The sequence below is a fragment of the Pseudonocardia sp. HH130630-07 genome, assembly GCF_001698125.1.
Classification (GTDB): Bacteria; Actinomycetota; Actinomycetes; order Mycobacteriales; family Pseudonocardiaceae; genus Pseudonocardia.
In genome coordinates this window covers 1696224-1715142 of the sequence record NZ_CP013854.1, presented here as the reverse complement: position 1 = coordinate 1715142, position 18919 = coordinate 1696224, and the positions used below count along the sequence as shown (strand labels likewise).

The following is an 18919-nucleotide window of genomic DNA, read 5'->3' as shown; positions in this document are numbered from 1 at the left end:
GGTCGGGGCCGGGCGCCGTGACGGTGGCGCTCCGGCCCCGCGGCCCGCGGCGGCGCGGTCGGCGCTGCGGCTCACGGGCCGGGCGGCCGCGCGCGGCGCCCTCCGTCCCGGAGGCGGCCTGCGCTGCGGCCTGGTTCGTGGTGGGAACCGGTGAAGTGTCGTTCTGACGAGAATCCGGGCGGCGACGGCGACGAGGTCGTCGGGGCCGGTCGGAGCGGCCGTCGGTGTTCTCGGGCCGGTCGCTCGGGGACGGTGCGGGTTCGGTGGACATCGCTCGTTCAGTGTGCCTGGTCGCCCGCGGTGCCGCGGACGACGACCATGGTGATGGCCCTCGCAGGCCGCGGCAATCGGATTATCGCTGCACCGGGGCGGGTCGTCGGGATACGAAGGTGGTGTCCGAACCGGGCGCCGGTCGCCTCGCGGCGAGTGGCACACCGCGGCTCCAGCCGGACGGTAGTCCGCGGCGGCTTTCCATAATGCGGCCCGGGGACTCGTGTCGCCCGGCTCGGACAGTCCTTCCAACGGCCGCACCCCCCGCGGCATTCCCGCCCCGCGCCGTCCCGCTCCACCGATCTCTCCCGCACTCATGGAGCTTCGGCCCGGTGTCACGAGGCCCGAGCTCCATGAGTGGGAAAGGGCGGGGGTGGGGGAGCGGGCGAGGGGGAGGAGCGGGGTCAGGTGCGGAGTTCGGCGAGGACGGCGTCGGTCCAGGCGGGCCACGCCTCGACGGCCCACGGGCCGAACGCCCGGTCGGTCAGGACGACGGCGGCCGCCCGGGCCTCGGGGTCCACCCAGAGGAACGTTCCGGACTGGCCGAAGTGGCCGAACGTCCGCGGTGCGGACCGCGTGCCGGTCCAGTGCGGGGACTTGCCGTCCCGAATCTCGAAGCCCAGCCCCCAGTCGTTCGGCCGCTGCCGCCCGAAGCCGGGGAGCAGGCCGTCGAGCCCCGGGTACGCGACGGTCGTGGCCTCGGCGACCGTACGCGGGTCGAGCAGGGTCGGGGCCTGCAGCTCGGCGGCGAACGCGGCCAGATCGTTCGCGGTCGACACCGCGCCCGCCCCGGCCGCACCGTCGAGCCGGGTGTCCGGCAGGCCCAGCGGTTCGCACACGGCCTGGCGCAGGTAGTCGGCGAAACCGATCCCGGTCGCCTCGGCGACCGCGTCGGCGAGCACGGCGAAGCCGGTGTTGGAGTAGATGCGGCGCTCGCCCGGTGCGGCCTTGACCTCGTCGGTGTCGAACGCCAGGCCCGAGGTGTGCGCGATGAGGTGCCGCACCGTGGAGCCCTCGGGGCCCGCCGGATCGTCCCAGTCGACGGCGCCCTCCTCGACCGCGACCAGCACCGCGTACGCGGACAGCAGCTTGGTCACCGAGGCCAGGCCGAACACCCGGCCGGTGTCGCCGGCGTGGGCGAGTACGGAGCCGTCGGCGGCGACGACCGACGCCGCGACGTGGTCGACCGGCCAGTCCAGGACCCGGCGGACCGCCGGGGCGAGCCCGGTCACGGCGCGGGGAGCGGTCGGGTGCGCATACCGGCCATCCTGTCAGCCGTCGATCACCGCCTGCCGGGCCCGGCAGCATCGGGCGCCGGTCCGTGGCCCCGTGCGACGCGACCGCCCTGCCCGACCGGTCGGGGGCCCCGGTACCGGGGGATCGGGACGGCTGCGGCCCGCCGGGCCTCAGCGGCTGGCCGCCCTCCGGTACCGGCGGCCGGCCAGCGGCCCGAACACCGCGATCACCACGACCGACCAGATCAGCGTGTATAGCACCGGATGCTGCAGCGACCACGCCTGCGACGACTGCGTCGCCGCGGCGACCGCGTCGGTGTTGCCGAACAGCTCGCGGGCCGCCTGGGTGACCGCGGACACCGGGTTCCACTCGGCGAAGACCCGCAGCGGGCCGGGCAGCGTGTCCAGCGGGACGAAGGTGTTCGCCAGGAACGTCACCGGGAAGATCACGATGAACGAGGCGTTGTTCACCACCTCCGGGCTCGGCACGAGCAGCCCGATCCAGGCCATCACCCAGGAGAACGCGTAGGCGAACACCAGCAGGACCCCGAATCCGGCGAGCGCCTCGAGGAACGAGGTGTGGATCCGCCAGCCCACCAGCAACCCGGTCAGCGACATCACGACCAGGACGATCACGTTGTTCACGACGTCGGACAGCGTCCGCCCGGTGAGCACGGCCGACGGGGCCATCGGCAGCGAGCGGAACCGTTCGATGATGCCCTTCTTCACGTCCTCGGCGAGCCCGGCGCCGGTGTTCGTGGCCCCGAAGATCACCGTCTGGGCGAAGATCCCGGCCATCAGGAACTCCCGGTACCCCGCACCGCCGCCGGTCGGGTCGATCGCGCCGCCGAACACGTAGGCGAACAGCAGCACGAACATGATCGGCGAGAGGGTGGTGAAGACCAGCAGGTCGGGCACCCGCTTGATCTTGATCAGGTTGCGCTTGGCGACGACCGAGGCGTCCGCCAGCATCGTGGCCGCCGCGTTCACGACGACACCTCCGGGTGCTCGTCGGCCGCCGCGGACGGGCGGCCGGTCAGGGTCAGGAACACGTCGTCGAGGGTGGGGCGGCGCAGCCCGGCGTCGTCGACCTTGGTCCCGGCCTCGCGCAGCCGGTCCAGCGCCTCGCGCAGCACGTCGACGCCGCCGGTGACCGGGATCGTGAGCGACCGCCGGTGCCGGTCGAGCACGGCCTCCCCGACCCCCAGCGGGGCCAGCAGCCGGGCCGCGGGCTCCAGGTCGGCCTCCGCGCTCGTGGTGACCTCCAGGCGCTCCCCGCCGACCCGCGCCTTGAGCTGGTCGGCGGTGCCCTGCGCGATCACCCGGCCGTGGTCGATCACGACGATCTCGTCGGCCAGCGCGTCGGCCTCCTCCAGGTACTGGGTGGTGAGCAGCAGCGTGGTGCCGCGCGCCACCAGCCGCCGGATGACCTCCCACAGGTCGATGCGGCTGCGCGGGTCCAGCCCGGTGGTCGGCTCGTCGAGCAGCAGCACCGGTGGATCGGCGACCAGGGCTCCGGCGAGATCGAGCCGGCGCCGCATCCCGCCGGAGTAGGTGCGGGCCGGCCGGTCGGCCGCGTCGGTCAGGGAGAACTCGTCGAGCAGCTCGCGCGCCCGCTCCCGGGCCCGGCGGCGCCCCAGGTGGTAGAGCCGCCCGACCATCTCCAGGTTCTCGAACCCGGTGAGGTACTCGTCGACCGCCGCGTACTGCCCGGAGAGCCCGATCCGCCCGCGCACCCCGGCCGGGTCCCGCCGCACGTCGGCCCCGGCCACGGTGGCCTCGCCCGCATCCGGTTCCAGCAGCGTGGTCAGGATCCGGACGACCGTGGTCTTCCCGGCGCCGTTCGGGCCGAGCAGCCCGAGCACGGTGCCCTCGGGGACGGCGACGTCGACCCCGTCGAGCGCGCGCACCGCGCCGTAGTGCTTGACGAGCCCGGTCGCGCGGATCGCGTCGGCCATGGTGGTGGTCCCCTCGGAACGTGCCGGACCGCGGGCGGCGGGCCGATACCGAGCAGACTGCCCGATGCCCCCGACAGTTCCGACCGGGTTCCGCGGGCGGCTCAGCCGGCCGCGGCCGCCCGCGCGGCGTGCGCCAGCAGCATCCGGCGCCCGACCAGCATCATCCCGGCGGCCCCGAGCATGACCACCGCGTTCACCGACCAGGCCACGGTGAACGACGCGTGCGCCGCCAGCCAGCCGAAGACGATCGGCCCGGCGAAGCCACCGGCGTACACCCCGAGCTGCACCACCGACGTCGCCGCGGCCGGTGCGGACGGGTTGAGCCGCACGACCGCGAACTGCAGCAGCCCGGGCCAGGCCCAGCCGAGCCCGAACGCCAGCACGGTCCCGGCGATCAGCGCCGGGGTGCCGGGTACCGCGAGCAGCCCGAACCCGATCGCCCCGGCGGCCAGGCTGGCCGACACCACGGCGACGTGCCCGCCGCCCCGGCGGACCTCGCGACGGTCGGCGAGCCAGCCGTGCAGCAGCCGGATGCTCAGCCCGATCACGCTGCCCATGGTCAGGACGAGCCCGGCCGGTCCCGGGGCGACCCCGCGCTCGACGGCCGAGGCGACGAGGAAGATGCCCAGCGCGGTCGCGGTGCCCGCGGCCATCCCGGAGGCGGCGCCGATCACCCCGAGGGCGGCGGTCGCCCGCGCACCCTTCGCCGCCCGGGCCGGGGGCCCGGCGTCCTCGCGCGGGCACAGGGCGAGCGCGGCGAGGGCGAGCACGGCGCCGATCACGTACGCCCAGCGCCAGCCCACGGTCAGTGCGACGGCCGGCACCGCGACCCCGGCGAGCAGTGTCGCGGTCGGGATCGCCGCCTGCTTCACCCCGAACGACAGGCCCATCCGCCGGGCCGGGACCGATCGGGCCAGCGTCAGGTTCGACGACAGCTGCCCCATCACGTTGCACCAGGACGCACCCAGCAGCAGGGCCACCAGCGAGCCGTAGGACCGGGCACCCACGGCCAGCCCCGCCAGCAGCACCGCGGCGCCGAGCACGGCGATCCGGCTGGTCACCCGGGACCCGAACCGTTCGACGATCATGCCGACCGGCAGCGAGCACAGCGCACTGACACCGAAGTAGAGCGCCACGACCAGGCCGAGCCCGGACGGGTCGAACCCGAGGTCGGCCGAGAGCTGGACGGCGAGCGCTCCGGTGAGGAAGACCGGCAGCACCGACACCGTCGTCACCGCGACCGCACCGCCCGCCACCCGGAACGCGGACGGTCCGGTGCCGGTCCGGGAATCGCTCGCGATGCTCACGATGAGCAACGCTAACCGATTCGTCCGCCCCGCACGGTGCGAACGTGACTCATCCCCGGATGCGGGCGCCGTCCGTCCCGGCCCACTCCTGCTCGCGCAGCTCGAACTTCTGGACCTTCCCGGTGGAGGTCTTGGGCAGCTCGTCGACCAGCTCGACGTGCTTCGGGGCCTTGTACCGGGCGATCCGCGACCGGACGTGCTCGACGAGCTCCTGCGGCTCGACCGTGCGGCCCGGCTTCAGCACGACGAACGCCTTGCCGACCTCGCCCCACCGCTCGTCCGGGACGCCGACGACGGCGGCCTCCAGCACGGCGTCGTGGGTCACGACCGCCTGCTCGACCTCCACCGTCGAGATGTTCTCGCCGCCGGAGATCACCACGTCCTTCGCGCGGTCGCGGAGCTCCACGTAGCCGTCCGGATGGACGACGCCGAGGTCACCGGAGTGGAACCAGCCGCCCCGGAACGCCTCCGCCGTCCGTTCCTCGTCGCGGTGGTAGCCCTTCATGACGTTGTTGCCGCGCATCACGATCTCGCCCATCGTGGTGCCGTCGGCCGGGACGTCGGCCAGCTGCTCGTCGACCACCCGTACCCGGTCGGCGCACACCATCCCGACGCCCTGACGCGCCTGGAGCCGGGCGCGCTCCTCGCCGTCGAGGCCGTCCCAGGACCGCTGGTACTGGTTGACCGCGTACGGGCCGTAGGTCTCGGTGAGGCCGTAGACGTGCACGATCCGGAAGCCCATCCGCTCCATCTGCAGGATCGTCGTCGGCGACGGCGGCGCCCCGGCCGTGGTGACGACGAGCGGATAGTCCAGCGTCACCGCCTCCGGCGCGTTCATGATCGTCGTGACGACGGTGGGCGCGCCGTTGAGGTGCGTGACCCCGTGCTCGGTGATCAGCTGCCAGATGGCGTCGCCCCGGACCTCGCGCAGGCAGACGTGGGTGCCGCCGACCGCGGTGACCGCCCACGGCGTGCACCAGCCGTTGCAGTGGAACATCGGCAGCGTCCACAGGTAGACGCTGCCGGCGGAGTGGGCGGAGTGCACGATCTCGCCGAAGGAGTTCAGGTACGCGCCGCGGTGGTGGTACTCGACGCCCTTGGGGTTCCCGGTGGTCCCGGACGTGTAGTTGATCGAGATCGTGGCGCGCTCGTCGGCCACGGACCAGGGGCGCGGCTCGTCCGAGCCGCGCGCCAGCAGGTCGGCGTAGGACAGCCCGGACCCGGCGCCGTCGCCGGGGGCGGCCGGGTCGGTCACGGTCACGATCTCGCGCACCGTCGCGAGGTCGCCGGCCAGCGGCCGGACCGTCTCGTACAGCACCGCGTCGACCACCAGCACCGTCGCGCCGGAGTGGTCGAGGATGTAGCGGACCTCCTCGGTCGCGAGCCGGGTGTTGATCGCGACCAGGACGGCGCCCGCCAGTGGCACCGCGAAGTGCGCGACCAGCATCTCGGGCACGTTCGGCAGCAGGTAGGCGACCCGGTCGCCGGGCTGCACACCGGACGCGGCGAGCCCGTTCGCGACCCGGGTGGCCTCCGCCCCGAACTCGGCGTAGGAGTACCGCCGGTCGCCGTAGACGATCGCCGTGGTGTCGCCGAAGACCTCGGCCGACCGGCCGAGGAAGGCCAGCGGGGTCAGCGGCGTGGTCCAGACGTCAGCGGTCACGGTCGGCTCCTTCGCGGGCGGGGCACGTCGGGGTGATCCTCGTCGCACCCGTGCGCACCCGGCAACCGCGCCGGGGAGCCGCCCGGACCGCCGGGTCCGCTCAGTCCTCGATGGTGATCGCGGCCTTGGGGCAGCCGCGCGCCGCCTCCTCGACCTTCGGCCGCAGGGCCTCCGACGGGTTCTCGTCGAGGATGTAGAGGTAGTCGTCGTCCCGCACCTCGAAGACCTCGGGGGCGGCACCCATGCACACCGCGTTGCTCTCGCAGCGGTCGAAATCCACGATGACCTTCATGGGGTCCATGGTGCCCCTCCGCGCCCCGATGTGCACGAGTAAGGTACGCCTGACCTGCGGTTATGCTTCCCTACCCGGACGTGGCGTCACGTCGCCCCCGCGGTCCGTGCGGGGGTCGTGGCGGGGGCGGTGGCCCGGTGCCCGGGGTGTTCGGGTGCCGGTCGCGGCGTCGTGCGCGGGACGTCGAGCCGGGCGGTCGAGACGTCGGCGCGGCCGGTCGCAGTGCGGTCCGCGGCCGGCCGGACCCCGGTCGTCCCGTCCTCGCGGGATCGTTCGTCGGTCTGGCCCAGCACCGCGGCGAGACCCAGGGCGGCGACGAGTGCGAGTGGGCCGAGCGCCGCGACGAGCCGGATGCGCGCACCGTCCATGCCGAACCTCCACGTCGGTCGACGACCGCGGGGAGCGGGGAGCGGGTGTGCGGCCGTCGAGCCGTGCATCGGAGGGACGGTGGGCCCCGTTACCGGGCGGGCCGGGTCGGGTCAAGCGTGTCGCGCCCGGGCGGGTCGCGCCGGGCCGGATCGCGGCCCACGCTCACTCCCGCCGCAGGACCGGGCGCAGCGTGTCGAGCACCGACGCGTCGTCGATCGTGGAGGGGACCGGCTCCTCGGCGCCGTCGGCGATCCCGCGCATGGTCTTGCGCAGGATCTTCCCCGAGCGGGTCTTGGGCAGCGCCGGGACGACCGCGACGTCCTTCAGGGAGGCCACCGCGCCGATCTGGTCGCGGACCATGGCGACGAGCTCGGCGCGCAGCCGGTCCTCGACATCCCCGGCCGTGGTGTCGACCCCGGACTTGAGCACCACGAACCCGCGCGGGACCTGCCCCTTCATCGTGTCGGCGACGCCGATGACGGCGCACTCGGCCACGTCCGGGTGCGCGGCGAGGACCTCCTCCATACCGCCGGTGGACAGGCGGTGCCCGGCGACGTTGATGACGTCGTCGGTGCGGCCCATGACGAACACGTACCCGTCGTCGTCGAGATGGCCGCCGTCCCCGGTGAGGTAGTAGCCCTCGAACGCGGACATGTAGGAGCTGACGTAGCGCTCCTCGTCGTTCCACAGGGTGGGGAAGGCGCCCGGCGGCAGCGGCAGCTTCGCGACGATGGCGCCGTCGACGCCGGGCTCGGCCGGCCGGCCGGACTCGTCGAGGATCTGCACGTCCCAGCCGGGCATCGGGCGGGTCGGCGAGCCGGGCTTGATCTCCAGCAGCTCGATCCCGGCCGGGTTCGCGGCGATCGGCCAGCCGGTCTCGGTCTGCCACCAGTGGTCGATCACCGGGACGCCGAGCAGCTCGGCGGCCCACCGGTAGGTCTCCGGGTCGAGCCGCTCACCGGCCAGGAACAGGTACTGCAGCGAGGACACGTCGTACTGCGCCACGAAGGTGCCGTCCGGGTCCTCCTTCTTGATCGCCCGGAACGCGGTGGGTGCGGTGAACACCGACTTCACCCGGTTCTCCTGGACCACCCGCCAGAACTGCCCGGCGTCGGGGGTGCCGACCGGCTTGCCCTCGTAGAGCACGCTCGTCGCCCCGGCCAGCAGCGGCGCGTAGACGATGTAGGAGTGCCCGACGACCCAGCCCACGTCGGACGCGGTGAAGATCGTCTCGCCGGGGCCGACGTCGTAGATGTTCGGCATCGACCAGGCCAGCGCGGTCGCGTAGCCGCCGCAGTCGCGCACCACGCCCTTCGGCTTCCCGGTGGTGCCGGAGGTGTAGAGGACGTATAGCGGGTCGGTGCTGCGCACCGGCACCGGGTCGGCCGGGGTCGCGGCGGCCACGGCCTCGGCCCAGTCGACGTCGTTCGGGCCCAGCTCGGCGACCGCCTGCTCGCGCTGCAGCAGCACCGTGACCTCCGGCTTGCGCTCGGCCAGCTCGATCGCCCGGTCCAGCAGCGGCTTGTACTCGATGACCCGGCTGCCCTCGATGCCGCAGGACGCGGACACGACGACCTTCGGCCCGGCGTCGTCGATCCGGACCGCCAGCTCCTTCGCGGCGAACCCGCCGAAGACGACCGAGTGGATCGCGCCGAGCCGGGCGCAGGCGAGCATCGCGATCGCGGCCTCGGGGACCATCGGCAGGTAGATCACGACCCGGTCGCCGTGGCCGACGCCCTGGTCGCGCAGCACGCCGGCGAACAGGGCGACCTCGTCGCGCAGCTCGGAGTAGGTGTAGGAGCGCCGGCTCCCGGTGACCGGCGAGTCGTGGACCAGCGCGACCCGGTCGCCGTTCCCGGCGTCGACGTGCCGGTCCAGCGCGTTGTGCGCGACGTTCAGCTCGCCGTCGGGGAACCAGCGGTAGAAGGGCGGGTTCGCGTCGTCGAGCGCGGTCGTCGGTGCGACGTGCCAGTCGAGGGCGCCCGCGGCACGGAGCCAGAACCCCGCGGGGTCCTCGACGCTGGATCGGAAGATCTCCTCGTAGCCGGCCACCGACGCCTCCCTCGTCCACCGGTGGCCCGCGACGGCCACCTCCGTGTGGGGCACGACACTAGGAGGTCACCCCGACACTCCGCAGCCTCGCCCGGCCCGATCCGCCCGACGCCCGTCCGTCCGGAGGGGCCGTTCGCCGCCCACGGCCCGCCGGTCGTCCTGAGTGATCGGTCACCTACGTAACGTGATCGAGTGACCGCCCGACACAGCGCGTGCGAGACCGGCCGGTCCAGCTGCCGGTCCGGACCCGATGGAGGCGGTGCCCGTGGTGCGGGCGACGCACGGAGCGTGGCAGTCCCGCGAGCACCGTGAGCGGTGGCGCCGGACGGCGGCCTGCGCGGTGCTGGGGACCCTGCTGGCCGCCCTCGGGCCGGCCGGCTGCGGGGGTCTCCCGCCGGCGTCCGCGACGGGGTGCGGGCCCAGCTGGGTGGCCGCCTGGCACGCCGCCCAGCAGGCCGTCCCCGGCGACCGGCTCGCCGGTCGCACGCTGCGGATGGTGGTGCGCCCGCAGACCTCGGGCGAGGCGGTCCGGCTGCGGCTGTCGAACCGGCACGGCGACGGCCCGCTGACGATCGGCGCGGTGACCCTGGCCGGTGCACCGGGGGAGCCGCCGTCGCCGCTGCTCGTCGGCGGGCGCCCGGACGTGGTGCTGGAACCCGGTGCGGAGGCGTTCACCGATCCGCTGCCGGTCCCGGTGACCGGCGGTTCCGCCGTCACCGTTGCGCTGTTCCTGCAGCGGGTCCCGGCGACGATCAGCTCGCACCCGGTGGCGATGCGGACGGCGTGGCTGTCCGGTCCGGGCGACCACACCCGGGCGACGGGTCCCGACGGGTTCGGTACGACCCTGCAGTCCTGGCCGGTGCTCGCCGGGCTGGAGGTGCACGCCCCGCGTCCGGACGCCGCCGTGCTCGTCGTCGGGGACTCGCTCGTCGACGGGGTCGGCAGCACCCCCGACGGCGACGACCGCTTCCCCGACCAGCTCGCCGCCCGGCTGGCGGCCGAGCGGCCGATGACCGTCCTCAACGCGGGGCTGTCCCGCAACCAGCTGCTGCGCGACGGACCACCGTCCGGCGGTGACTCGCCGCAGACCCGGTTCGACGACGACGTCGCCCGCGTCCCGGGCGTCCGTGACGTGGTGCTGTTGATCGGCACCAACGACCTCGCCGCGGGGGCGGGCGCCGGGGAGCTGGAGTCCGGCCTGCGCTCGTTCGCCGAGCGGGCCCGGGCGGCGGGCCTGCGGGTGTTCCTCGCCACCGTGCCGCCGTCGACGAGCGGCGACCGGGACGCCCCGGACGTCGTCGCGGCCCGGGAGCGGACCAACGGCTGGCTCCGCACGGAGGGGGCCCGCTACGCCGACGGGGTGATCGACGCCGCGGCCGTACTGGCCGATCCCGCCGATCCGCTCCGGCTGCGGCCCGGGTTCGACTCCGGGGACGGCCTGCACCCCTCACCCGCCGGGTACCGGGCCCTCGCGGCATCGGTGCCGGTCGACGCCCTCTCCGGGAGCGCATGCCGGGCGGCGTCGCCCGGCTGACGAGCGTGTCGCGACCTTGTGCAGTCGTGACCTTGTGCAGTCGTCCCGTCACCCGGGAAGGGGCATGCAGTCCACCCGCACGATCGGTAACGTCTTGGTCACGACCACAGCACGTGGTGGTCGCGGCGGATGCGAAGCCTGGACGGCCAACGGGGAGGCCTGATGACCATCGGCGCGAAGCGCGGCATCGACGACGACACCGGGTCCATCCCGGCACCGCGGAGCGCGGCCGACGCGTTCCGGGTGTCCGACGAGCAGGTCCAGAAGGCCCGGCTCGTCGTCGCGAAGAACTCGGCCGACAGCGAGGACCTCCGGGACCTGCTCGACATGCTCGGGCTGCTGTCGTCGGCGCCGGACCAGCCGCCGCCCGTCGCGCGCTGACCGGCCACGATGTACCTAACGGGGGGTGCCTGCAGGGCGGCTTCCGAGGGTGTCGTATGGTTTACCCGCTCCCAACGGACAGCCGTTGAGGGAAGGACAGGGCCTCCGGGACCGGTCCAAGCCCCCATCGTCTAGCGGCCTAGGACTCCGCCCTTTCAAGGCGGCAGCGCGGGTTCGAATCCCGTTGGGGGTACGGTTACACAGCAAGGCCCAGTGGCGCAGTTGGTTAGCGCGTCGCCCTGTCACGGCGAAGGTCGCGGGTTCGAGTCCCGTCTGGGTCGCTCCACTCCCTGGAAAGTCTGTTCCGGGGCCGGGGCCAGGTAGCTCAGTTGGTACGAGCGTCCGCCTGAAAAGCGGAAGGTCGGCGGTTCGACCCCGCCCCTGGCCACCTCTTTTCGCCGGTGAAACTTCCCGGCTGATTCCGATCCACGGTCGCTCACCCGTTGTCCCGCCGTTCGCGCGATCCCGTGCGCGCCCCCGGAACGCTGAGCATGTCGAACACGGCCGGACCGGGTCGTCCACCGGACGGCGTGCGCCGGGGCACGGCGCTGCTCGGCCTTAAGGACGATGCCCGCCGCCCATGATCGGCTCCCGGGCCGAGGTGCGAGGGGCACCCCCCGCGGCAGGCTCCGCTCGACCGATCCGGCGAGCGAGACGAGGAACCCATGCCCCCCACACCGCTGCTCGGGGCCGTGCTGGCCGCCGCGGCCGTCCTGCCGGTGACCGCGGCACCCGCGCCGGTCGCACCCGCCCCGGCGTCGGCGATCGCGTGGGCGCCGTGCCGGGACACCGTGGCGGACTGGGACCCGGCCGATGCGCGCTCCGAGTGCGGGACGGTCACGGTGCCGGTCGACCACGACGCCCCCGGCGGACGCACCCTCGACCTGCGGATCAGCCGCATCCCGGCCGCGTCCCCGGCGCAGCGCCGCGGTGTGATCGTCACCAACCCCGGCGGGCCGGGGAACCCCGGTCTGTCCATGCCGGCGGACCTGAGCACCTCCGCCGTCGGCGGGCTCGCGACCGACCACGACATCATCGGGTTCGACCCGCGCGGCGTCGGCCAGAGCGCCGGGATCGCCTGTGCGGTCGACGCGGGACCCGACCCCGGCGCGGCGACCGACCCCGAGCAGCGGTTCCACGACGCCCACGCCCGCACCGCCGCGGAGAACACGACCTGCGCGCAGGACGACCCGGAGCTCGTCGGGAGCCTGTCGACGAACACCGTCGCCGACGACGTCGACGCGATCCGGCGGGCGCTCGGGGAGGAGCGGATCGGCTTCTACGGCGTGTCCTGGGGGACCGCGCTCGGCGCCGTCTACCGCAGCCGCCACGACGCGCACGTCGACCGCATGCTGCTCGACTCGGTCATGCCGCCGGACTTCTCGGTCCGGGAGATGAACGACGGCCCGGTCCGGGCGGCCGCGGCGAACCTGGACCGCTTCGCCCGCTGGGCCGCCGACGGCGGGGCCGGGGGGCTCGGCGCGACCCCGGACGAGGTCGCCGCCACGGTGCACATGCTGGCCCGCCGCCTCGACGCGGCCCCGGTCACCGTGACCACCGCCGACGGCGAGCGGGTCGAGGTCGGCGGGGCGAACCTGCGGATGCTGCTCGACCACGGGCAACGGCTCTGGCCGCAGATCGCCGAGAGCGTGCGCGCCCTGCGTGACGGCGGCACCCCGCCGCTGGTCGGTACCGCGCACGACCTGGCGAACCTCGGCCTGCACCCGAGCACGTCCGGCGGGATCTTCATGCAGACCGCGGTGATGTGCAACGACCAGGGCGCCGACCCGGACGCCGCCACCCTGTGGCGCGAGCAGGAGCAGCGGCGTGCCGCGTACCCGCTGACGGCCTGGAAGGCCGGGTACCAGAGCTGGTGCGCCGGCTGGCCGCTGCCGGCCCGGCCCTGGCACCCGCCGGCCCCCGGCGACAGCGCGTTGCAGCTGGTCGGACACCGGTACGAGACCACGACGCCGTACGAGTGGGCCGAGGACATGCAGCGCCGTGTCGGCGGCGCCCTGCTGACCGTCGAGGACGACGTGCACGGCTCGCTGAGCCGGACCGGCTGCGGCGACCGCGCGGTCGCGTTCTTCCGGCACGGCCGCACCGACGACGGGGCCTGCTCCGGCTGACCGGGGACCGGCCCCGCCCGGGCTCAGCCGGCGGCCGGGGTCACGTCGACGATCCAGGTGATGCCGAAGCGGTCGACGACCTTGCCGTAGAGCGGCGCGAAGACGGCCGGTCCGAGCGGCTCGACGATCGTCCCGCCCTCGGCCAGCGCCGTCCAGTACCCGGTGATCTCCGCCCGGTCCGAGCCGCTCAGCGAGACGTAGAAGGCGTTCTCGCCCGGGTTCCAGGGCAGCCCGTCCTGCACGTCGTAGGCCATGATCCGCACGCCGTTCGGGGCGCTGACCTGCCCCCAGGCGAGCTGTTCTGCCTGGTCGGGGCCCTGCCCGGCCGGTACGTCGCCGTACCGGGCGAGAACGATGTCACCCCCGAACACCGAGTGGTAGAACCCGAGCGCGGCACGGGCGTCGCCCCGGAAGTTCAGGTGCAGGGTGCTGGTCACGCTCATGCCGTCGCTCCGGCGGCGTCGTGCGCGGCGACCACGTCGAGGATCCAGGTGACGCCGAACCGGTCGGTGACCATCCCGAACGCCGGTGCCCACTGCGCCGGCCCGAGCGGCTCGACGACCGTCCCGCCGTCGGACAGCCCGGCCCACAACGCCTCCACCTCGGCGACCGTGTCCGCCGAGACCGCCACGAAGAACGGCTGGTCGGTGAGCGTCGTGCCGTGCTCGCGCCGGGTCGTCGGTGCGGGTGCGGCGGTACCGGCCGCGGACGGGACGTCGTAGGCCATGATCCGGAACCCGCTGCCGGAGTCGACCCGGCCGAAGACGACGTTGCCGGCGTCGGGCAGCTCGGCCGGCATGCCGAAGTCGCCGTAGGTGGCGACGGTGACCGTCCCGCCGAACACCGTGCCGTAGAACTCGAGCGCCGCACGGGCGTCGCCGTGGAAGTTCAGGTGGGTGGTGGTCGTGACCGCCATGAGGTGCTCCTTCGAGGTGTGCCGCCGGTCCGTCCCGGCGACGAGGTCGATCCTGCACGGAGTACCGGCCAGGGTTCGTCCTCTTCTCCGGGCAGACTGCGGGACATGCCGACGACCTCCTCCGCCGAGACCTCCGGCCGCATGCTCGCGATGCTCTCGCTGCTCCAGGTCCGGCGGGACTGGCCCGGCGGGCTGCTGGCCGAGCGGCTGGGGGTCAGCGAGCGCACGGTGCGGCGCGACGTCGACCGGCTCCGCGATCTCGGCTACCCGGTCCGGGCGGTCAAGGGCCCCGACGGCGGCTACCGGCTGGAGGCGGGGAGCCGGCTGCCGCCGCTGCTGTTCGACGACGACCAGGCCGTCGCCCTGGCCGTGGCCCTGCGCGGCGCCGTCGCCACCGGCGCCGGGATCGAGGAGGCAGCGATGCGCGCCCTCGCCACCGTCGGGCAGGTGCTCCCGGCACGACTGCGGGCCCGGATCGACGGGCTGGAGAGCACGACCGTCGACCGGGCTGCGCGTCCGCAGGCCGATCCGGACGTCCTGCTCGCGATCGGCGCCGCCGTCCGGGCCCGGGAGGAGCTGCGGTTCGACTACCGCTCGCCGTCCGGGGCGGAGGACGGGGGACCGCCACGCCGGGTGCAGCCGCACCATCTCGTCGCCCGCGGCGGGCGCTGGTACCTCGTCGCCTGGGTCCCGGGCCACTCCGACTGGCGGGTCTACCGCGCCGACCGGATCGAGCCCCGGGTGCCGAACGGCCCCCGCTTCACCCGGCGCGAGGTGCCCTTCGGTGATCCCGTCGCGTTCCTCGCCGACCGGTTCACCGGCTCGTCCGGGACCGGTACCTGGCCGTGCATCGGTGAGGCCGTGCTGCACCGGCCGGTCGGCGAGGTGCTGCCGTTCGTCGGGGACGGCACCGTGGAGGCGGTCGACGACGACCGGTGCCTGCTCCGGCTGGGGGCGTGGTCCTGGGTCGCACTCGCCGCGTCACTCACCCGGTTCGACGCCGAGATCGTCGTCGTCGGGCCGCCGGAGCTGCGGGACGCCTTCGCCGAGCTGGCCCGCCGGGCGGCCCGCGCCGCCGCATCGGAACCCGGTCCCCGGCCCGGGCGTTGATCGTCCGTGCTCGTCGACACGGCCCTCCGCACCGCGGTGCGGTTGCTCCCCCGCCGGTTCCGGGTCGACCGGCGCTCGGCGCTGGTCGGGGTCGCCGCGTTCCGCCCGCACCTGGCGGCGGGCGCCGCCGGGCTCGCCGGGGTGCTGGCGCTCGCCGGGTTCCGCTGGGGCGCGCTGGTCCTCGGGGCCGCGGCAGTGGTCGTGGCCGGTCCCACGCTGGTCCGGCTGGCGGGCTCCCCCACGCGCGGACCAGGCGGACGGGTACCGGAGCAGCAGGATGGACAGGCTCCGGAACGGCCGGGTGAGTCGGTGCCGGGCCGGCCTGACGAGCGGGCACCGTCCCGGCCCGGCGATCGGGTGCCGGCCCGGCCGGGCGGGACCGTGGTGCCGGCGCCGGGGATCCCGGTGCGGAGGAGGTTCTCGATCCGGCGCAGCCCCGACGGGCGGGGGACGGCGAGGTCGGGGCCGACCGTCACCGTGCTGGTCGCGAACGTGCTGCTCGGCCGGGCCGATCCCGGCGCGCTCGCGCAGCTGGTCACGACCGAGCGGCCGGATCTCGTGGTGCTCCCGGAGGCGGGCACGACCTACCGCGACGCCCTGCTCCCGCTCCTGCCCGGGTACCGCGGGTGGTCGTCGGTGCCACCCGGGATCCCGGACAGCGGGGGCACGGTCGTGGTCGCGTCGGCGCGGGCCGGTGACGTCCGGGTACGGGCCGGGCGGGGGATGCGGGTGCCGCACCTGGAGGTCGACGGCGGGCTGCTCGGCGACCGCACCCTGTACGCGGTGCACACCAGCGCCCCGACCGCCCCGCGCCGGCTGGTCGGCTGGCGTTCCGATCTCGCGCTGATCGGCCGCTGGACCGGCGCGGAACCGGCGCCGCTGGTGGCCGGTGACCTCAACGCGGTGCTCGACCACCGGGAGCTGCGGCGGGCGCTCGGCGGCTGCCGGGACTCCGCGACCGGGGTGCGGCCGGCCGGCACGTACCCGTCGTCCTGGCCGCGGTGGGCGGGTCTGCGGATCGACCACGTGCTCGTCCCGCGGGGCAGCGCCACCCGGCGGTACCGGGTGTTCGACCTGCCGGGCAGCGACCACCGCGGCGTGCTGGTGGAGGTCACCCTCCCGGCTCAGCCGGTGGACGGGTACTGACGCCGCGAGCGGTCCTCCTGCGCGATCCGGCGCAGCGCGGCGAGCAGCGAGTCCCCGAGCACCGTCCCGACCAGTGCGGTCTCCGCGACCTCCTCCCGGCTGCCGCTCCGGGCGACGGCCAGCAGATCGCCCTCGGCCGCCCGGTCGGCCGCCTCCGCCCAGCAGGCCAGCGTCTCCGGGGCGGGGCCGTGTCCCAGCTCGTGCATCCGGGTCAGCACGCTGCGGGCGCCCGCCGGTGCGGGCGCCCCGTCGCGCAGCGTCCATCCGGCGTGTCCGGCGAGGGCCTCCAGGTCGGCCGCGGCCCGCTCGGCGTGCGGCCCGGTGCCGGCCTCGGACCCGGTTCCGGTGACGGCGTAGACGGTGCGGCCGAGCATCTCGTGCAGCCCCGTCCCCGGGTCGTCGACGGCCCCCAGGACGTCCTTGACGACGGCGATCGGCAGCCCGCCCACCTCCACCAGCGCCCGGATCAGCCGGAGCCTGCCGAGGTGCGAGTCGTCGTAGCGGGCCTGGTTGGGTGACGTCGTCTCCCCGCGGTGCAGCAGTTCCTCGCGCAGGTAGTACTTGATCGTCGCCACCGGGACACCCGAACGGCGGGACAACTCCGAGACGCGCATGTGGAGAGTCTAACTATCCACTCCGCGGACGTGGTCGACGATCCCGGCCGCCGCGGCCTCGGCCGCGCCCAGCCACCGCTCCCGGGGGCCGGCCACCGGGCCACCGCAGTAGCGGGCGGTGAGCTCGTCGATCTCGGTGCGCCGCTGCTGCAGGTGCTCCGCCAGCACCCGGACGTCGCCCGGGTGGCTGCCGCGGACCGACGCCGTGCCGGCCGTCCCGGTCGCCGGCACGTGGAAGGACGCGTGCGGCAGCGCGAACCGCCGCCCCGGCGTGCCGGACGCCACCAGGAACGGCACCGGCCCGGCCAGCGACCCGTTCGCGACGGTGACGACGTCGACCGGCAGCGACCGCACGGTGTCGTGCACCGCCATCGCGGCCACCGGCGACCCACCGGGGGAGAGGATCTGCAGGGTCACCTCGCGGCGCGAGTCCTCCGCGGCGAGCAGGAGCAGGCGGCCGCAGGTCTCGGCGGCCACGTCGTCGTCCAGCTCCCGGGCGAGCAGGACGATCCGCGGGCCGAGCAGCCGGTCGGCGAGATCGGGCACGGTGGACAGGACGGGCATCGGGGCCTCCGTTCTCTGTGGTGCGCCCCGACGCTAGGTCGGCGCCCGGACCGCCGGCCGCCCGTTCCGCCCACGGCGGACGCGGTTCGCCGACGGCGAGCACCCCGCCGCTGCGGTCAGACCGTCTTGGGCTCCCACAGCTCCGGTGCATCGGCCAGCTTCAGCGGCAGGCCGAAGTAGCCGAAGAGATCCTTGTTCAGGAAGATGCTGAGGCCGGTGACCGCGCCGTCCTCGATCCGCAGGGCCTGGATGCCCCAGGCCTCGAACTCGCCGTCCGGGCCGGACGGCTTCCACTGGGCGAACCCGACCGTCCCGTTGATCTCGACCGGGGCGACCCGCGAACCGCGGCAGCCCTGGCCGGGGCCGGTGGCCATCCAGGCGATCACGTCCTCCCGACCGCGGAACCACAGCTCCAGCGGCGGCATGTTCTGCTCGACGTCGGCGTGCAGCAGCGCCGTCAGCGCCTCCATGTCGAACGCCTCGAACGCCGCCATGTACCGCATCAGCAGGTCGGTCCGCTCCGCGTCGAGCGCCGGGGCCTCCTGCGGTGCGGACTCGGAGATGCCCTGCTCGGAGAGGGTGGCGCGGGCCCGCTGCAGCGCGCTGTTCACCGACGCGACCGAGGTGTCGAGCAGCGTGGCGACCTCGGCGGCCTTCCAGCACAGCACCTCGCGCAGGATGAGCACGGCGCGCTGCCGGGCCGGCAGGTGCTGCAGTGCGGCGATGAACGCCAGCCGGATCGTCTCCCGGGCGATCGCCTTGTCCGCCGGGTCGCCGGCCGGGGTGGAGACCCGTGCGTCGGGCATCGGCTCCAGCCACTCCGCGTCCGGCAGCGGCTCGCGCAGCGACTCCGCGACCGGCGCACCGGGCCCGCCGATGTCCATCGGCACGGCCCGGCGCTTGCGCCCGTTCAGCGCGTCGATGCAGACGTTCGTGGCGATGCGGTAGAGCCAGGACCGCAGCGAGGACCGGCCGTCGAACTTCGCGAGGCCCTTCCACGCCCTGATCATCGTGTCCTGCACCGCGTCCTCCGCCTCGAAGGCGGAACCGAGCATGCGGTAGCAGTAGCCGGTGAGCTCGCGACGGTGGTCCTCGATCTGCAGGTCGAGTGGCCGGTCGACCTGGTCGGTGCCGTCACCGGTCCGTGCGGGTGCACTCATGCCGATCCCCCTCGAGACGTCCCCCTGCGGGGTGGCCCGGGGCGATCCCGGTCCGTCCGTGTGGGCGAGTGTGCCGCGACACCCCGACAAAATGGAGTCCTTTCCGGTGAACGGACGGGTGGCCGGGGCGACGTGCGGTGCCCGGGGCGGCCGACGGCCCTGCGTGGGATGATCCGCCGGCGCGCCCGAACGGCCTCCCCGGCGCGCCCGCGGCGGTGC

At 74.7% G+C, this 18919-nt stretch carries 18 protein-coding genes and 3 tRNA genes; 8 read left to right on the top strand and 13 right to left on the bottom strand.

Going from position 1 to position 18919, the window contains the following annotated elements:
- Window positions 1-674: 674 nt before the first annotated feature.
- The 8 genes from AFB00_RS08245 to AFB00_RS08210 form a co-directional block, all read right to left on the bottom strand.
- On the bottom strand, window positions 675-1502 hold the full coding sequence (locus AFB00_RS08245) for a serine hydrolase domain-containing protein (protein ID WP_068796741.1): 828 nt from the start codon (window positions 1500-1502) through the stop codon (window positions 675-677).
- Window positions 1503-1676: 174 nt separating this feature from the next.
- Window positions 1677-2495 carry an ABC transporter permease gene (locus AFB00_RS08240; RefSeq protein ID WP_442965848.1) on the bottom strand — a complete coding sequence of 273 codons (819 nt, stop codon included), beginning with the start codon at window positions 2493-2495 and terminating at the stop codon, window positions 1677-1679.
- Window positions 2492-3463 (bottom strand): ATP-binding cassette domain-containing protein, encoded by a 972-nt coding sequence (locus tag AFB00_RS08235; RefSeq protein ID WP_068796740.1) that lies wholly within the window; start codon window positions 3461-3463, stop codon window positions 2492-2494. The genes AFB00_RS08240 and AFB00_RS08235 overlap by 4 nt, the downstream gene beginning before the upstream one ends.
- Window positions 3464-3564: 101 nt before the next feature.
- Entirely contained in the window at window positions 3565-4770 is a 1206-nt protein-coding gene (locus AFB00_RS08230; protein WP_231974277.1) for an MFS transporter, read from the bottom strand.
- Window positions 4771-4819: 49 nt separating this feature from the next.
- Entirely contained in the window at window positions 4820-6433 is a 1614-nt protein-coding gene (locus AFB00_RS08225; RefSeq protein WP_068796738.1) for an acyl--CoA ligase family protein, read from the bottom strand.
- A gap of 100 nt (window positions 6434-6533) precedes the next feature.
- Window positions 6534-6725, bottom strand: coding sequence for a ferredoxin (locus AFB00_RS08220; RefSeq protein WP_068796737.1), 192 nt, complete (start codon window positions 6723-6725; stop codon window positions 6534-6536).
- An 86-nt stretch (window positions 6726-6811) separates the two neighbouring features.
- A complete protein-coding gene (locus tag AFB00_RS08215; protein ID WP_068796736.1) occupies window positions 6812-7093 on the bottom strand; it encodes a hypothetical protein in 282 nt (93 codons plus the stop codon).
- 163 nt (window positions 7094-7256) lie between these two features.
- Window positions 7257-9146 carry an AMP-binding protein gene (locus AFB00_RS08210; protein ID WP_068800116.1) on the bottom strand — a complete coding sequence of 630 codons (1890 nt, stop codon included), beginning with the start codon at window positions 9144-9146 and terminating at the stop codon, window positions 7257-7259.
- Between the two features lie 259 nt (window positions 9147-9405).
- Between AFB00_RS08210 and AFB00_RS08205 the strand changes: the two genes are divergently transcribed.
- From AFB00_RS08205 to AFB00_RS08180, 6 genes are all read left to right on the top strand, one after another.
- Window positions 9406-10680 carry a GDSL-type esterase/lipase family protein gene (locus AFB00_RS08205; RefSeq protein WP_197519792.1) on the top strand — a complete coding sequence of 425 codons (1275 nt, stop codon included), beginning with the start codon at window positions 9406-9408 and terminating at the stop codon, window positions 10678-10680.
- 162 nt (window positions 10681-10842) lie between these two features.
- Window positions 10843-11061 carry a hypothetical protein gene (locus AFB00_RS08200; RefSeq protein WP_083275362.1) on the top strand — a complete coding sequence of 73 codons (219 nt, stop codon included), beginning with the start codon at window positions 10843-10845 and terminating at the stop codon, window positions 11059-11061.
- 120 nt (window positions 11062-11181) lie between these two features.
- Window positions 11182-11254: transfer RNA gene (locus tag AFB00_RS08195), tRNA-Glu, on the top strand.
- 14 nt (window positions 11255-11268) lie between these two features.
- Window positions 11269-11342, top strand: a tRNA-Asp gene (locus tag AFB00_RS08190).
- 33 nt (window positions 11343-11375) lie between these two features.
- Window positions 11376-11449, top strand: a tRNA-Phe gene (locus AFB00_RS08185).
- Between the two features lie 277 nt (window positions 11450-11726).
- Window positions 11727-13190 (top strand): alpha/beta fold hydrolase, encoded by a 1464-nt coding sequence (locus tag AFB00_RS08180; protein WP_068796733.1) that lies wholly within the window; start codon window positions 11727-11729, stop codon window positions 13188-13190.
- A 23-nt stretch (window positions 13191-13213) separates the two neighbouring features.
- Here the strand turns inward: AFB00_RS08180 and AFB00_RS08175 are convergent, their stop codons facing one another.
- Window positions 13214-13633: a VOC family protein gene (locus tag AFB00_RS08175; protein ID WP_068796732.1), complete on the bottom strand. Its 420-nt coding sequence runs from the start codon at window positions 13631-13633 to the stop codon at window positions 13214-13216.
- Window positions 13630-14106 carry a VOC family protein gene (locus tag AFB00_RS08170; protein ID WP_068796731.1) on the bottom strand — a complete coding sequence of 159 codons (477 nt, stop codon included), beginning with the start codon at window positions 14104-14106 and terminating at the stop codon, window positions 13630-13632. Before AFB00_RS08170 ends, AFB00_RS08175 begins: the two co-directional genes overlap by 4 nt.
- A 105-nt stretch (window positions 14107-14211) precedes the next feature.
- On the opposite strand from AFB00_RS08170, the gene AFB00_RS08165 reads away from it, so the two are divergent.
- Window positions 14212-15216 carry a helix-turn-helix transcriptional regulator gene (locus tag AFB00_RS08165; protein ID WP_068796730.1) on the top strand — a complete coding sequence of 335 codons (1005 nt, stop codon included), beginning with the start codon at window positions 14212-14214 and terminating at the stop codon, window positions 15214-15216.
- Between the two features lie 6 nt (window positions 15217-15222).
- Window positions 15223-16362: an endonuclease/exonuclease/phosphatase family protein gene (locus AFB00_RS08160; RefSeq protein WP_068796729.1), complete on the top strand. Its 1140-nt coding sequence runs from the start codon at window positions 15223-15225 to the stop codon at window positions 16360-16362.
- Here the strand turns inward: AFB00_RS08160 and AFB00_RS08155 are convergent.
- From AFB00_RS08155 to AFB00_RS08145, 3 genes are all read right to left on the bottom strand, one after another.
- On the bottom strand, window positions 16341-16976 hold the full coding sequence (locus AFB00_RS08155; RefSeq protein ID WP_068796728.1) for a MerR family transcriptional regulator: 636 nt from the start codon (window positions 16974-16976) through the stop codon (window positions 16341-16343). The two genes, AFB00_RS08160 and AFB00_RS08155, sit on opposite strands and share 22 nt — an antisense overlap.
- A gap of 9 nt (window positions 16977-16985) precedes the next feature.
- A complete protein-coding gene (locus AFB00_RS08150; RefSeq protein WP_068796727.1) occupies window positions 16986-17540 on the bottom strand; it encodes an ATP-dependent Clp protease proteolytic subunit in 555 nt (184 codons plus the stop codon).
- A gap of 116 nt (window positions 17541-17656) precedes the next feature.
- A complete protein-coding gene (locus tag AFB00_RS08145; RefSeq protein ID WP_068796726.1) occupies window positions 17657-18700 on the bottom strand; it encodes a sigma-70 family RNA polymerase sigma factor in 1044 nt (347 codons plus the stop codon).
- Window positions 18701-18919 lie beyond the last annotated feature (219 nt).